The organism is Microbacterium sp. LB12 (assembly GCF_037150835.1).
Taxonomy (GTDB): Bacteria; Actinomycetota; Actinomycetes; order Actinomycetales; family Microbacteriaceae; genus Microbacterium.
On the sequence record NZ_JBBCPF010000002.1, the window covers coordinates 111986 to 126975 of the forward strand.

The following is a 14990-nucleotide window of genomic DNA, read 5'->3' on the forward strand; positions in this document are numbered from 1 at the left end:
CATGTCCGCAACCGTGCAGGGGCCGTCTTCGCACGACGGCGAACCGAGCGCCGCGGCGCTGCTCGAGGCCGGCGACATCGTCGGGCTCATGCGCGCCTGCCACGACCGACGACTCGAGCGGGAGGGCATCCCGATGGTGCTCGGCCTCGCCGACGAACGCGGTCCGATCCCCGTGGCCGGATCCTCGGACCAGCGCGCCGAAGGGGCGGCCTTCCTCGCCGTGCTCGACCGCTACCGCGACGCCCTGGTGCCGTGGGCGCGGTCCGACGACGAGGGTGCCGTCATCACGGCGATGCAGGTGCTCGCCTACACCCACTTCGCTCCGGGCGCCGAGCCGCTCACCAACGCGACCGTCGCGGAAGGATCCCCCTCATGACCAAGCCCTCATTCGACGTGCAGCGCGAGCAGCTGGCGAACGGCCACTTCATCCGCGTGGTCAACTACCACTCGACCCCGCGCGGTGCCCGTGCCGAGCTCGAGAAGGAGCTCGCCGGGTTCGCCAGGGACTACGCCCCCGTCACCCTCGACGACCTGGACCGCCTGTTCGAGACGGGCACCTGGCACAAGGACAAGCCGGGCCTGATCCCGGTGTTCTACGAGGGATACCGCAACTCGATCTCGGTCGCCGCGCCCCTCTGCGACCAGTACGGGCTCACGGGCTGGTTCCCGATCGCGACCTCGTTCGTCGACTGCGACCCCGAGCACCAGGAGGCCTTCGCCCGCGCGCACTGGATCTCGCTGGTCGAGGAGGACACCAAGGGCGGACGCATCGCGATGAGCTGGGACGAGGTCGCCGAGGTGTCGAAGCGGCATGTGGTGTTCCCGCACACTGCCCACCACGAGGGCTTCGACACGGTACTGTCCGACGAGGACATCCGCCGCGAGGTCGTCGAGTCCAAGGCGCAGCTGGAGGCCGTGACCGGGCAGGAGGCCCCGGCGTTCGTGTGGCTGCACGGTTCCTCCTACGGCCAGAGCCCCCGCCACGACCAGGCCGTGAAGGACGCCGGCTACCGGTACCAGTTCGCGAACACCATGATCCACAGGGTGAACTAGCCCCTGGCCCCTGGCCCCTGGCCCTTGGCCCCTGGCCGAAACTTCGCAGAACGGCATGAACTTCGCAGGAATCCCCGGGATCTCTGCGAAGTTCGTGCCGCTCTGCGATCTCGTACCGACGGGTCTGGGGCGCGCAGTGGTCCTGCACAGGAGGCCGGTCACCGAAGGTTCCCCAGGAAGAGGGAACTGAGGGCAGGACAGGAGGAGGCGGCGGGTCGAGGTCTGACACCATCGCGGGGTGCATCCTTCTTCGCTCATCGGCATCGTCGAGGCCGTCCGCCGAGTGCACGGTGTGGCGCGGGTGCGCGACCTGACCGACCGCGGTTTCCGTCGTTCGACACTGGATGCGGCGATCCGTGGCGGTGGGCTGGTCCGCGTGCGCAACGGCTGGGTGGCGGTCCCGGACGCAGACCCCGCACTCGTCGCCGCGGCCCGCTGTGGCGTGGTGCTCTCCTGCATCACTCAGGCGCGTCGCCTCGGAGTCTGGGTGCATGCGGAGGCGCCAGGGGTGCACGTCGCAGCGACGCCGGGGAGTGCCGGCGGCAAGCCCGACGGCATCCGCGTGCACTGGGCGAAACCGCTGGTGCCTCGACAGCCGGGCGTGCTGGTCGATCCGATCGAGAACGTGCTTGCTCTCGTCGCGGAATGCGAACCTTTCGAGCAGGCTCTCGCCACGTGGGAATCGGCGCTGAACAAGGGGCTCGTCACCCGTGAGCTCCTGCAGAACCTGCCGTTGCGGGCTCGAGCCCGGGGCCTTCTCGAACGCGCATCCCCGTTCGCAGATGCCGGACTCGAGACCTACCTGCGACTGCGGCTGCGGTGGTTGCGCGTCCCGATCCGCGTGCAGACCTGGATCGCCGGTCACCGCGTGGATGCGCTTCTCGGCGACAGGCTCGTGCTGCAGATCGACGGTGCCCACCATGTCGGTGCGCAGCGTTCGGAGGACATCCGCCACGACGCGGCGTTGAAGCTCATGGGGTTCCACGTGATCAGGATCGGATACCGGCAGATGATCGACGAATGGCCGATGGTTCAAGACCTGATCATGCGCGCCTTTGCCCAGGGGCTGCACCGTGCGGCCTGAACCGGATCGCGAAACTTCGCAGAACGGCGGAAACTTCGCAGGAGTCGGCCGGATCTCTGCGAAGTTCCTGCCGTTCTGCGAGGTTCAGCGGGGTAGGGGCTGGGGTAGGGGGAGGGGGAGGTGGTGGATGGGGCCGTTGGGGGCGCGCCAGGTGAGCTCGAGCGTGCCGCCGTTGCGGGTGGAGGTGGTGGAGCGGGCGGTGTCGGGGAGCGGGGTGATGCCGTGGGCGTGGAGAGCCTCGAGTGCACGGCGGTCGTCCAGGATCGCACTGCCCGGGCGTGCGACCCATCGGCGGGTCGGGTATCCCTCGGCGTCGGACGACACCACCGCCGTGCGGCCGTCGAGATGCTGCACGTCGACGGTGAGGACGCCATCGCGGTGCGAGAGGCGGAAGCGGGAGACGGATGCCGCGACATCGGCATCACGTCGCTGGAAGCCAGGACCGGGGGACCAGTACCAGCTCTCCAACACGCCGTCCTCACGCAGGGCCGCCACCTCGAGGTGGTCGGGGCCGAGCGTCGACTGTGCGATCTGCGCATCCAGGTATCGGTGTCCGGGCGCGAACGCCAGTCCGCTGCTCCAGTGTCCCGGCGGCACGTCGGGAGTCTCCTGCGGATCGTCGGGGGCGTCGGCGTTGAACCAGAACACCCACAGCCCGTCCGCGGCATCGCAGGCCACCAGTTCGAGGTTGCCGCGGGCGCCGTAGACGCCTTGAGCCAGGCCCACCGGCCCAGATGTCGACCGTTCGGAACCCACCGTCATGATGATCTCTGAATGCATTTGCTTATTCTTGCTCATTTGTGGATGTTTGTGACAACATGTGTTTCACGACCTTTCGAAGGAGAAGCATGAGAATCGCCAGAGTCCTCGTCGACGGAACCCCCCGCATCCTGATCACGGATGCCGGAGTCTCCCGGCTCGCCCCGGAGACGCACCCGGACGACGCGCTCGCGGCCCTGGCCTCCGTGCAGGACGGCCTCTCCGCCGACTGGGCCGAGGTCGATCCGACGGACTTCGCACTCCTCGCCCCGGTCGCCGGTGCCGGCAAGATCATCGCCGTGGGCCTGAACTACGTCGACCACACGGCCGAGACGGGTATCGCGCAGCCCGAACGCCCGCTCACGTTCGCGAAGTACGCGACCTCGATCACCGGTCCCACGGCAGACGTCGTGGTGCCGGACCACCTCACGCAGGGCGTCGACTTCGAGTCGGAGCTCGCGCTGCTCATCGGCCGCCGCTGCGGAGGCGAGACGCCGGCCACCCTCGACGACGTCGCCGCGTACACCGTCGCCAACGATGTGTCGGCCCGCGATGTGCAGTTCGGCGATGTGCAGTGGACGCGCGGCAAGTCGTTCGACACCTTCACCCCGCTCGGCCCCTCGCTCGTCACCCCCGACGAGTTCGGCGACCCGCGCGGTCACCGCATCTACGCGGAGGTCGACGGCGAGCTGCTGCAGGAGGACGACACGGCCGAGATGATCTTCGACGTGCCCACCATCCTCGCCTTCGTCAGCGACGGCGTCACGCTCGAACCCGGTGACCTCATCCTCACCGGCACTCCCGCGGGCGCCGGCGGGTTCCGCACCCCGCCCCGCTACCTCCAGCATGGAGAGGTCGTCGTCGCCGGCGTCGAAGGCATCGGCGAGCTGCGCAACCGCTTCGTGTACCGCTCGCAGCAGAGCAACTGACCCCGCCCAGTGATCGGAAGTCGCACAAGATGAACACCACCGACCGTCGCGTCCTCGTCCTCATCGGGGCCGGATCCGCCGTCTTCACCCGTGGGCTGCTCGCCGACCTGATCAGCGCCGACGACCTGGGCGGATGGGAGATCCGACTCGTCGATGTGGACGGCACGGCCCTGAACGTCGCGGCCGATCTGGCCGAAGCCATGGTCGCCGCGCGCGGTGTGGGCGATAGCATCCGCATCGTGCGATCGACCGACCGCCGCGCCGTGCTGCCCGGCGCCGACTTCATCGTCACGTGTGTCGGCGTCGGCGGCCGTCCCGCCTGGCAGCTCGACCACGAGATCGTGCAGAAGCACGGCATCTACCAGCCCGTGGGCGACTCGATCATGCCCGGCGGCATCTCGCGGCTGCTGCGCACGACCCCGGTGCTGGTCGAGATCGCGCAGGACATCGCCGAGCTCGCACCGGACGCGTTCTTCTTCAACTACTCCAACCCGATGACCGCGAACATCCAGGCGATCCACCAGCAGACCGGCCTCGACGTGGTGGGGCTGTGTCACGGGATGCACCACATCCAGCGCGAGCTGGCGCAGCTCATCGACGCACCTTTCGACGAGACCTCGACGCTGTACGCGGGCATCAACCACCTCACGTTCATCTACGACTTCCGCTGGAAGGGCCGGGATGCATGGCCGCTGGTCGCCGAGCGCGTACGCCGCGAGCTCGCGGAGGCGCCGAACCCCGACGACATCGGCAACATCTTCTACGAGACCCCCACGGCCTGGCACAACCCGTTCGCATGGGAGCTGTTCGAGCGCTACGGCGCCTTCGCCGCCGCAGGGGACCGCCACGTGGTGGAGTTCTTCCCGGAGCGCTTCCAGAACGGCGACTACTACGGCAAGAAGCTGGGCATCGACGCGTTCAGCCTCCCGGAGATCCTGGAGTGGGGCGAGAACCGCTACCAGGGCATGAAGCGTCAGGCGCTCGGCGAGGAGCCGCTCGACCAGTCGATCTTCGAGCGATCCGGCGGCGAGCAGGAACAGCTGATCGCGATCATCCGCTCCATCACGTTCGACTCGCGCGAGATGTTCAGCTGCAACGTCGTGAACAACGGCGCGGTGCCGGGCCTCCCCGACTGGTCTGCGGTCGAGATCCCCGGGGTCGCCACGGCCCGCGGTATCCGGCCGGTGGCGGTGCCCGACCTCGGCAAGCCGCTCACCGCGATCCTGGCGCGACGGTTGACGTCGGTCGACATCGCGGTCGAGGCCGCGCTGACCGGCGACCGCGGACTCGTGGTCGAGGCGATGATCGCCGACGGCGCGGTCTTCGACGCCGATCGCGCCACTGCCCTCGCCGACGACCTCATCGCCGCGCAGGCGCAGCACCTTCCGAGGTTCGCATGAGTGCCGAGAACATCGGGTCGACGCACGAGCCGTTCGCGGGATTCGCGCCGCAGGGCGAGCACGAGTGGGGTCAGGGCCTCCGCAGCCAGCAGTGGTTCGGCGCGGAGGGCAAGACCGGGTTCATGCACCGGTCCTGGCTGCGCAGCGAAGGTCTCCCGGATGACTCGTTCCGCGGTCGGCCGATCATCGGCATCGCCAACTCGTGGAGCGAGCTGACCAGCTGCAACATCCATCTGCGCGCGTTGGCCGAGCATGTCAAGCGCGGCATCTGGCAGGCGGGTGGCGTGCCGTTCGAGTTCCCCACCACCTCTGCGGGGGAGCCGCTGGTGCGTCCCACCGCGATGCTGTTGCGCAACCTCATGGCGATGGATCTGGAGGAGACGCTGCGCTCGAACCCGCTCGACGGCGTCGTGCTGCTCGCCGGCTGCGACAAGACGACGCCCGCGTACCTGATGGGCGCGGCATCCGTCGATCTCCCGGCACTGCTGATCACCGGCGGTCCGATGCTGAACGGCAAGCACCGCGGCACCGACATCGGCTCCGGCACCTCGGTGTGGAAGTTCACCGAGGCGTACCGTGCCGGGCTGATCGACGACACCGCGATCACCGAGGCGGAGGGCTGCATGGCCCGCAGTCAGGGTCACTGCCAGACCATGGGCACCGCATCGACGCTCGCGTGCATCTCGGAGTACATGGGCATGCAGCTGCCGGGCACGGCCTCGCTGCCGGCGAACGACTCGCGCCGTGCGACGGCCGCGCATCTGGCCGGTCGCCGCATCGTCGAGATGGTCGCGGAGGATCTGCGGCCCTCGAAGATCCTCACCCGCGAGGCGTTCGAGAACGGTGTCCGCGCGAACGCGGCACTGGGTGGATCGACGAACGCCGTCATCCACCTGCTCGCCCTTGCGCGCCGGGTCGGGGTGGAGCTCACGATCGACGACTTCGACACGCTCGTGCGCGATGTCCCCGTGCTGGCGGACCTGATGCCGAGCGGCCGGTTCCTGATGGAGGACTTCGAGTACGCGGGAGGCACCGCGGGCTTCGCGGAGACGCTCGGCGACCTGCTGCATCGCGACACGCTGACCGTGACCGGCGCCACGCTCGGTGAGAACTACGCGGGAGCCGAGGTGTTCGACCGCGAGGTGATCCGCCCGCTCGACAACCCGGTCAAGCCCGTCGGCTCCGGCATCGCGGTGCTGAAGGGCAACCTCGCCCCGCGCGGCGCTGTGATCAAGCAGTCGGCTGCGGCCCCGGAGCTGATGCAGCACACCGGTCGCGCGCTGGTGTGGGATTCGCTGCGGGACTATCTCGCCGATGCCGAGGATCCTGATCTCGACGTGACACCCGACGACATCCTCGTGGTCCGCAACGTCGGGCCCAAGGGGTATCCGGGCATGCCGGAGGTGGGGAATCTCGCTCTGCCACGGAAGATCCTGGAGGCGGGCGTCACCGACATGGTCCGTATCTCCGATGCCCGCATGAGCGGCACCTCGTACGGCACCGTGGTGCTGCACGTCGTGCCCGAGGCGGCCGCGGGCGGTCCCCTGGCGCTGGTGCGCACGGGTGACCTGGTGACGCTCGACGTCGCCGGACGCTCGCTGCACATGCACGTCACGGACGAAGAGCTCGAGGCGCGTCGGGCGGACTGGCGTGCGCCGGTCGTGCCGAACAGCGAGCGCGGATGGACACGGCTCTACATCGACCACGTGACCCAGGCGGATGAGGGGCTCGACCTCGACTTCCTCCAGGGGCGGTCGGGGGCGTCCGTCGGTCCGCAGGCGTTCTAGGTTGGGACGAATGGGCTCGATTCTGATCGTCGGCGCCTCCGGGATCCTCGCCCCCGCGGCATCCGCTCTCGTCGCACGTGGCGCGACCGTGACGGGCATCTCGCGGCGCGGCGCGATGCCCGACGGCGTCGAGGCGTTGCACGCGGATGCGCGGGACGCGACGGCGCTCGCCGCCGTGCTGGACGGACGCCGGTGGACGGCGGCGATCGTCTACGGCCCGACCGTCGACGAATCGACGCTGCCCCTGATCGCGCGGGCGGTGGACAGGCTGGTCCGGGTGCGCACGAGCGCGGCGGCCGATCCCGTGCGGGGAGAGGTCGCACTTCCGCCCGATGTGCTTCAGCTGGGCTGGCGGGACGACGGCGCGACCGTGCGCTGGCACACGCCGGACGAGGTGTCGGCGGCCGCTCTCGACGTGTTCGACGGCGGCGAGTCGCGCGTCCTCGGCACGGTCCGCCCCTGGGAGCGTCGCCCGTGATCTCGGTGTGGGCGTTGTCTCCGGCCGTCGATGTGACGTACGAGCTCGACGCGCTCGTGCCCGGCGAGATCAACCGCCCCTCGCGCACGACCACGGTCGCGGGCGGGAAGGCCCTCAACGCAGCGCGCGCAGCGAGGGCGCTCGGCGCGGAGGTGCACGTGACGGTGGCGCTCGGGGGTCTGAGCGGAGAACGCGTGCGTCGCTGGCTCGAGGCCGATGGTGTTGCGGCCACGGTTGTCGAGATCGCCGCGGAGACGCGCACGTGTCTGTCGCTCGTCGAAGCCGCAGGCGGCGCGACCAGTACCGACGTGTATGAGTCCGCCGCGCGAATCGATGCGCAGGAGTGGGCGAGGTTCGCCGAGGCCGTGCGGGCCGCGACTCCCTCGCGGTGGTTGGCCGTGTCCGGGAGCATTCCGGCCGGTGTCCCGCTCGACGACTTCGCTCGGGTTCTGATCGACGCGCGATCTCGCGGTACGCGGATCGCGATCGACACGGCCGGAGCCGCACTCGCACATCTCGCGGAGCATGCCGATCTGATCAAGGTCAACCGTGCCGAGGTCGCCGAGCTGGTCGGGCGGGAGATGGTGGATGCCGCTGCCGCATGCGAGGCGCTTCGCGAGCGGTTCGGCGTGGATGCCGTCGTGACCGATGGCGTGCGAGGCGGCGTCGCGAGAGTCGGCAGCGAGGTCCGCGTCCTCGATGCTCCGCAGGTGGTCGGCCGCTACCCCGCCGGCAGCGGCGACTCGTTCTTCGGTGGCCTGCTGCACGGATTCGACACGGGTGTGCCTCTGGGCGAGGCGCTTGCGATGGCGCGCGATGCCGCGGAGCGCAACGCGCTGGTTCCCGGTCAGGGTGTGCTGGCTTCCGTCGCAGGCTCCCCGGCCCGCGACTCGTAGAACGGCGAGAACTTCGCAGAAAACCGCGAGATTCCTGCGAAGATTCTGCCGTTCTCCGAGTTTTCGGCTCGCGGCCGCCGCCGGCTACGCGCCGAGGAACTCCCGCGCCGCGGACGACAGCGCCGTGACGCCGACCTCGATGGTCGGGTGGATCTCCGGGGCGAAGAACGGCGAGTGGTTGGTCGGGATCTCCTGTTCGAGGCGCCCGGCCGCCTGCGCTGCGGCGAACCGCGCAGGGTCGATACCGCCCCAGAACCAGAACACCAGGGGAGCCCCGGCATCCCGTGCGAACCACGACACGTCCTCGCTGCCGGTGAACATGCCGGGGTCGATCACGGTCGTCTCGCCCAGCGCGCGCTGCAGTGCCGCGGTCACTCGGGCCGTGGCCTCCTCGTCGTTGATCGTGGCGGGCAGCGTGTGGTCGGTGCGGATCTCGGGCTCGCGCTCGGCACCGGACGCGAGGGCCTCGGCCCGCACAATGCGCTCGACGCTCGAGAGCACCTTCTCCCGCGCCTCTTCGTCGGGGTAGCGCAGGCTGAGCTCGAGCTTCGCCTCCGCGGGGATGATGTTGTTCTTCAGCCCGGCGTGGATCGAGCCCACGGTCACCACGGCGACGCCCTGCGGGTCGATCTCGCGCGACGTGATGGTCTGCAGGCGCATCACGGTCGCCGCCGCCATCACCACGGGGTCGATCGTGGCGTGCGGGCGGGAGCCGTGGCCACCGCGTCCGTGCAGTGTCACGGTCAAGCCGTCGGACGCCGCCATCTGCGTGCCGCTGCGCACGCCGATGATGCCGGCAGGCAGCGGGGTCACGTGCTGACCGAGCACGATGTCGGGCTTCGGGTAGCGGTCGAGGATGCCGTCATCGAGCATGGCCCGTGCCCCGGCGCCGTACTCCTCGGCGGGCTGGATCAGCACCACGACCGTGCCCGACCACTGGTCGCGCTCGGCGACGAGCCGCTCGACCGCGCCGATCATGGCGGTGACGTGCATGTCGTGACCGCAGGCGTGCATGACGGGGACGGTGTTCCCCACGGGGTCGACGCCCTTCGCAGTGCTCGCGTACGCGAGGCCGGTCTGCTCCTCGACGGGGAGGGCGTCCATGTCGGCGCGCACCCAGACGACGGGACCTTCGCCGTTGCGCAGCACCCCGACCACGCCGGTCACCCCGACGCCCTCTTCGACGTCGAGCCCGAGATCCCGGAGATGCTGCGCGGCGATGCCGGCCGTGCGCGTCTCCTGGAAGGAGAGCTCCGGGTGCTGGTGCAGGTCGATGTAGAGCGCTTCGAGGTCGATCGTCATGGCCCGAGCCTAGCCGGGCGCCTCGTCGCTCCGGGAGAGGGGGGAGGGGGTCAGGCGGGGTGGGTGTAGGTGGGGAGGGTGGGGCCCGGGTGGAGCACGGCGTTCACGATCGCCTGGATCGCGAACTCGCTGGCCTCGCCGAGCTCGACGACCCCCGGGTGCAGGAGCCACTGCAGCTGCAGGCCGTCCATGACGGCGAGGATCGCAGCGGACGCGGCGGCCACCGTGGCGGGCTCGCGCACACCCTCCTGCTCGCACAGCTCGTGGAAGGCGGCCGCGACCTCGCGGCGCAGCGTCGTGTACCGATCCTCGAAGAACCCGCGTGCCGGATGGTCGTCGGTCACCGACTCGGCGGAGAGCACGGTGTAGGCCTGCACGATGCCGGGACGCTTCTCGTTCGCGAAGGCCGTGCGCACCAGGTGCAGGAACAGCTCGGGTCCGTCGGGGATGTGCTTCTCGGCGAGCTCGGCCACATCGGTCTGGTCGCGGTAGGCGAGCACTTCGAGGAGCAGCTTCTGCTTCGAGCCGAAATGATGGAGCACGCCGGCGTGCGTGATGCCCACCTGCTCCGCGACATCCGCGAGGGTGCCGTTGGTGGATCCCTTGTTCCCGAAGATCTCGACGGCGGCCTTGAGGATCTGCTCGCGTTTCGCGAGGGTCGCCGGGCGCACGCGTAAGGTCTGGTCGCTGTCTGCCACCGTGGCCTCCTCTCCATCGTCGGGCTGTGCTTGCGATCCAACTTACTACTCGGTAACCTCACGGAAGCTTACTTTCTCGACAGTAAGCAAATCACGATGGCCGACGGATCCCCCTCCGCCGGTGACACAGCACAAAGACCAGTGCCCTAGGAGAAGCAATGAAGCTCAGAAAGTCTCTGATCGCCGTGACCGCGATCACCGCCCTCAGCGTCTCGGCCCTCGCCGGATGCGCAGCAGGCGGCGAATCCGACGCCGGAAGCGGCGGCGCCGCCCTCACCATCGCGAAGCCGGACGGCGCGATCACCACCGAGTCGAACAACCCGTACGTCGGCGACTCGTCCGCCTCCAAGTACGGCTACGGCAAGGTCATCTTCGAGACCCTCGCCCTCGTGAACCAGACCGGTGACCGCGGCGTCACCCCCTGGCTCGCCGAGAGCCTCGAGTGGAACGACGACTACACGCAGCTCACCGTCGTCCCGCGCAAGGACGTCACCTGGAGCGACGGCAAGCCCTTCACCGCCGACGACATCGTCTACTCCTACGAGCTCGCCTCCACGCCCGCGCTGGACACCGCCGGGCTCCAGCTCGAAAGCGCTGCCGTCGACGGCGAGAACGTCGTGCTGACCTTCGCCGCATCGAAGTACGTCAACCAGGCCCGCGCCCTGCACGTGCCGATCGTCCCGAAGCACATCTGGGAGAACCTCGACGACCCGGCCACGGACCCCGTCAAGGGCGACGACCTGGTCGGCACCGGCCCCTACGTCCTGTCGAACTGGTCGACCGAGTCGGTCACCCTCGAGGCCCGCGACGACTACTGGGGCGGCGACCTGGCCGTGCCCGAACTGCACTACGTGTCCTACGGCGACAACACCGCCCTCACCACCGCACTCGCCAATGGCGACGCGGACTGGGCGCAGGCGTTCATCCCGCAGATCGAGGAGCAGTTCCTCTCCGCCGACCCGGAGCACAACAAGTTCTGGGCGGCCCCGACCACCGGCTCCGCGACGCTGTTCATGAACCTGCAGCAGAAGCCGTTCGACGACCCGGCCTTCCGTCAGGCTCTCGCCTGGGTGATCGACCGCGACTCGTACGTCGACATCGCTCGCGAAGGGGCGAGTGAAGCGGTCTGGTCCGTGACCGGCCTGTCGTCGATCCTCGAGGACGAGATCCAGCCCGAGTTCGTGGGCAAGGAGTACTCCGTCGACGCCGAGAAGGCGCGCGACCTGCTCACCACGGCCGGCTACACCTGGAAGGACGACGCGCTGATCGACCCCGACGGCGCGCCCGTGTCGTTCACGCTCTCCGTCCCGTCCGGCTGGAGCGACTGGAACACGGCGCAGGAGCTGATCGCCGAGGACGTCACCGAGGCGATCGGTGCCGAGGTCAAGATCGACATGCCGGACTGGGGCGGCTGGGCAGACCCCCGCGACAACGGCACGTTCTCCGCGATCATCCACTGGCTCGAGGACAGCGGCACGGCATACGGCCTCTACACCTCCACCATGGACCCGCGCTGGATCTCGGACGGCAAGGCCGGCTTCAACTTCGGCCGCTTCGACGACCCGGAGGCGACGGCCGCGCTGAACTCCTACGCGAACGCCTCCTCCGACGAGGAGCGCACCGCGGCGGTCGACACGCTGCAGACGATCTTCTCCGAGCAGGTGCCGGCCATCCCGCTGGGCGCGCACCCGCTGCTCGGCGAGTTCAACACGCGCAACTACGTCGGTTGGCCTTCCGAACAGGACCCGTACGCTTCTGCCGATCCGACTCAGCAGAACATCGTGCAGATCCTGACGAAGCTCAAGCCCGCCGAGTAAGCACCATCCGGAGCGGGAGCCCGGCCCGTCCACACGGGTCGGGCTCCCCACCGGGCCGACGAAAGACACCGCCATGCCAGACCCCCTGCTCAGCGTGCGCGACTTCTCGGTCGTGTACGACGTCGATCCGCCCGTCGAGGCGGTGAAGAACGTCACCCTCGAACTGCAGCGCGGTGAGATCCTCGGACTCGCCGGCGAGAGCGGATGCGGCAAGACGACGCTCGCCTACGGGGTGCAGCGCCTGCTCCGCGCCCCGGCCGTGATCACGAGCGGCAGCGTCACCTTCCACGACGTGACCGGTGTCGACATCGACATCAACGCCCTCGACGTCGACGCGATGCAGCGGTTCCGCTGGGACAAGGTGTCGATGGTCTTCCAGGGGGCGATGAACGCCCTCAACCCGGTCGCCACGATCGGCTCGCAACTGGAGGACGTGTTCGAGATCCACCGGCCCGACATGAACCGTCGGCAGCGTCGCGCCGAGGCCGAGGAGCTGCTCGAGATCGTGAAGGTCGGCCGCCAGCGCGTGCGCTCCTTCCCGCACGAGCTCTCCGGCGGCATGCGGCAGCGCGTCATGATCGCGATGGCGCTCGCGCTGCGTCCGCAGCTGATGGTGATGGACGAGCCCACGACGGCTCTCGACGTGCTGGTGCAGCGGGAGATCCTCAAGCAGATCTCGCAGCTGCGGCACGAGTTCGGCTTCTCGGTGATCTTCATCACCCACGACCTTCCTCTCCTCCTCGAGATCAGCGACCGGATCGCGATCATGCGCGAGGGCGAGATCATCGAGCTCGCGACCGCCGAGCGCATCTGGACGCAACCCGCGCACGAGTACACGAAGACGCTGCTGTCGTCGTTCCCCCGACTGACCGGCGAGAGAGGGGTGCTGGTGCGATGACCACCCTCGAATTCCGTCACGTCACCAAGGCGTACAACGTCCGCGGCGCCGGCCAGATCAAGGCGCTCGACGACGTCAGCTTCACCCTGACCTCCGGCCAGACGATCGGCCTCGTGGGCCAGTCCGGCAGCGGGAAGTCCACGATCGCGAAGATCCTCACCCAGCTGGAGACCCCGACCGCCGGCGAGGTGCTGCTCGACGGAAACGCGATCCCGCGGCGCGGCAAGGGGTTGCGGAAGTACCGGCAGCAGTTGCGCATGGTGTTCCAGGACCCGTTCGCCTCGCTCAACCCGTACCACTCGATCCGCTACCACCTGGAGCGCCCGATCCGACTCGACGACGTCGTGCCCAAGAAGGACACCGAGGCCGAGGTGCGCCGCCTGCTCGAACGGGTGCGACTGGATGCGGATGCCGTGATCGATCGCCGCCCGCACGAGCTGTCCGGCGGACAGCGGCAGCGCGTCGCGATCGCCCGGGCGCTGGCATCCCGCCCCTCCCTGCTCGTCGCCGACGAGCCCGTCTCGATGCTCGACGTATCGATCCGCCTGGGCGTGCTCAACCTGCTCGCCGACCTGCAGCGCGAGGAGGGACTCGGCGTGCTCTACATCACCCACGACCTGGCCACCGCCCGCCACTTCAGCGACGAGATCATGGTGCTCAACCAGGGGCGCGTCGTGGAGTACGGCACCGCCGACGACGTCATCCTCAACCCGCAGAACCCCTACACCCGCGAGCTGCGCGCGGCCTCTCCCGACCCGGAGAAGCACTTCGCGCACGCCTCATCGACCGGAGGTGACCTGTGAGCACCGCGTTCCCCCAGCTCGACGACAACGACCTCGTCGCGCGCGACGCCCTCGAGGTCGGCACCACCGCGACGACCGCCGAGCGCGGACGCCGTCGCGTGCCCTGGCGCTTCTTCGTCGGACGAGCGGCCTTCTACCTGTTCACGCTGTGGGCCGCGATCACGATCAACTTCTTCATCCCTCGCCTCATGAAGGGCGACGCGGTCAGCTCGTACCTGGCCCGCAACCGCAGCGTGAGCCCCGAGGCCGAGGAGGCGCTGCGCATCCTGCTCGGCATCGACACCGACAAGTCGATCTGGCAGCAGTACATCGAGTACTGGGGGATGCTGCTGCGGGGCGACCTCGGCATCTCGACGCTGCACGGCCTGCGCCCCGTCGCCGAGGTGCTCGCCGCGGCGCTGCCGTGGACGCTCGGCCTGGTCGGCATCGCGACCATCATCTCCTTCACGATCGGAACCCTCGCGGGCGCCGTCGTCGGCTGGAAGCGCGGCAGCAAGCTCGACGCGATCATCCCGGTGACGACATTCTTCAACACCATCCCGTACTTCTGGCTCGGCCTGATCGCGATCGCGATCTTCTCCTCGACGCTGAAATGGTTCCCCTCCTCGCACGCCTACGACAAGGGGCAATCCCCGGAGTGGAGCTTCGACTTCATCGGCCAGGTGATCATGCACGGCACTCTGCCGGCGCTCACCATCGTGGTCGCGTCGCTCGGCGGCTGGGTGCTCGGCATGCGCAACATGATGCTGACCGTGCTCGACGACGACTACATCACGGTCGCGCAGGCCAAGGGCATGCCCAACAAGCGGGTGCTGTGGGCGTACGCCGCCCGCAACGCGGTGCTGCCGCAGATCCAGAGCTTCGCGCTGTCGATCGGCTTCATCGTCGGCGGCACGATCGTGATGGAGATGGTCTTCAGCTACCCGGGCATCGGCAAGCTGCTGCTCGACGCCACCAACGCCAAGGACTTCGCGCTCATGCAGGGCGTGTTCCTGGTGATCACGCTCTCGGTGCTCGTGGCCAACATCCTCGCGGATGTCGTCTACGCCTACCTCGACCCGCGCACGCGCCAGACGGAGTCCTGAG

General features: G+C 69.0%; 15 protein-coding genes. 12 read left to right on the forward strand and 3 right to left on the reverse strand.

The window, feature by feature from the left end; translation table 11 throughout:
- Position 1 precedes the first annotated feature (1 nt).
- From WFM69_RS05040 to WFM69_RS05050, 3 genes are all read left to right on the forward strand, one after another.
- Positions 2 to 376 (forward strand): hypothetical protein, encoded by a 375-nt coding sequence (locus tag WFM69_RS05040; RefSeq protein WP_337002316.1) that lies wholly within the window; start codon positions 2 to 4, stop codon positions 374 to 376.
- Complete coding sequence (locus WFM69_RS05045; protein ID WP_337002318.1) at positions 373 to 1053, forward strand: polysaccharide deacetylase family protein; 681 nt, start codon at positions 373 to 375, stop codon at positions 1051 to 1053. Before WFM69_RS05040 ends, WFM69_RS05045 begins: the two co-directional genes overlap by 4 nt.
- 238 nt (positions 1054 to 1291) lie before the next feature.
- Positions 1292 to 2137: an endonuclease domain-containing protein gene (locus WFM69_RS05050; protein WP_337002320.1), complete on the forward strand. Its 846-nt coding sequence runs from the start codon at positions 1292 to 1294 to the stop codon at positions 2135 to 2137.
- An 84-nt stretch (positions 2138 to 2221) separates the two neighbouring features.
- Here WFM69_RS05050 and WFM69_RS05055 read toward each other — a convergent pair whose 3' ends face one another.
- A complete protein-coding gene (locus WFM69_RS05055; protein ID WP_337002322.1) occupies positions 2222 to 2917 on the reverse strand; it encodes a hypothetical protein in 696 nt (231 codons plus the stop codon).
- A gap of 68 nt (positions 2918 to 2985) precedes the next feature.
- Here WFM69_RS05055 and WFM69_RS05060 point away from each other — a divergent pair, with 68 nt between their 5' ends.
- Genes WFM69_RS05060 through WFM69_RS05080 form a run of 5 tightly spaced genes read left to right on the forward strand, consistent with a single transcriptional unit; the run spans position 2986 to position 8386 of the window.
- Positions 2986 to 3825, forward strand: coding sequence for a fumarylacetoacetate hydrolase family protein (locus tag WFM69_RS05060; RefSeq protein WP_337002324.1), 840 nt, complete (start codon positions 2986 to 2988; stop codon positions 3823 to 3825).
- Between the two features lie 29 nt (positions 3826 to 3854).
- On the forward strand, positions 3855 to 5225 hold the full coding sequence (locus WFM69_RS05065) for a family 4 glycosyl hydrolase (protein ID WP_337002326.1): 1371 nt from the start codon (positions 3855 to 3857) through the stop codon (positions 5223 to 5225).
- Positions 5222 to 7012 carry an IlvD/Edd family dehydratase gene (locus WFM69_RS05070; RefSeq protein WP_337002328.1) on the forward strand — a complete coding sequence of 597 codons (1791 nt, stop codon included), beginning with the start codon at positions 5222 to 5224 and terminating at the stop codon, positions 7010 to 7012. The genes WFM69_RS05065 and WFM69_RS05070 overlap by 4 nt, the downstream gene beginning before the upstream one ends.
- Positions 7013 to 7022: 10 nt before the next feature.
- Positions 7023 to 7490 carry a hypothetical protein gene (locus WFM69_RS05075; protein WP_337002330.1) on the forward strand — a complete coding sequence of 156 codons (468 nt, stop codon included), beginning with the start codon at positions 7023 to 7025 and terminating at the stop codon, positions 7488 to 7490.
- Positions 7487 to 8386 (forward strand): 1-phosphofructokinase family hexose kinase, encoded by a 900-nt coding sequence (locus WFM69_RS05080; RefSeq protein WP_337002332.1) that lies wholly within the window; start codon positions 7487 to 7489, stop codon positions 8384 to 8386. Before WFM69_RS05075 ends, WFM69_RS05080 begins: the two co-directional genes overlap by 4 nt.
- Before the next feature lie 84 nt (positions 8387 to 8470).
- On the opposite strand, the gene WFM69_RS05085 is transcribed toward WFM69_RS05080, so the two are convergent.
- Together WFM69_RS05085 and WFM69_RS05090 are read right to left on the reverse strand one after the other, a co-directional pair.
- Positions 8471 to 9688: an amidohydrolase gene (locus WFM69_RS05085; RefSeq protein ID WP_337002334.1), complete on the reverse strand. Its 1218-nt coding sequence runs from the start codon at positions 9686 to 9688 to the stop codon at positions 8471 to 8473.
- Positions 9689 to 9738: 50 nt separating this feature from the next.
- On the reverse strand, positions 9739 to 10386 hold the full coding sequence (locus tag WFM69_RS05090; protein ID WP_337002336.1) for a TetR/AcrR family transcriptional regulator: 648 nt from the start codon (positions 10384 to 10386) through the stop codon (positions 9739 to 9741).
- 158 nt (positions 10387 to 10544) lie between these two features.
- Between WFM69_RS05090 and WFM69_RS05095 the strand changes: the two genes are divergently transcribed.
- The 4 genes from WFM69_RS05095 to WFM69_RS05110 all read left to right on the forward strand — a co-directional run bounded on the left by WFM69_RS05095 (position 10545) and on the right by WFM69_RS05110 (position 14989).
- Positions 10545 to 12203: an ABC transporter substrate-binding protein gene (locus tag WFM69_RS05095; protein WP_337002338.1), complete on the forward strand. Its 1659-nt coding sequence runs from the start codon at positions 10545 to 10547 to the stop codon at positions 12201 to 12203.
- Between the two features lie 73 nt (positions 12204 to 12276).
- Positions 12277 to 13101, forward strand: coding sequence for an ABC transporter ATP-binding protein (locus tag WFM69_RS05100; RefSeq protein WP_337002339.1), 825 nt, complete (start codon positions 12277 to 12279; stop codon positions 13099 to 13101).
- Entirely contained in the window at positions 13098 to 13904 is an 807-nt protein-coding gene (locus tag WFM69_RS05105; RefSeq protein ID WP_337002340.1) for an ABC transporter ATP-binding protein, read from the forward strand. The genes WFM69_RS05100 and WFM69_RS05105 overlap by 4 nt, the downstream gene beginning before the upstream one ends.
- Positions 13901 to 14989, forward strand: a complete 1089-nt coding sequence (locus tag WFM69_RS05110) for an ABC transporter permease (protein ID WP_337002342.1) — start codon at positions 13901 to 13903, stop codon at positions 14987 to 14989. The genes WFM69_RS05105 and WFM69_RS05110 overlap by 4 nt, the downstream gene beginning before the upstream one ends.
- Position 14990: the final 1 nt, after the last annotated feature.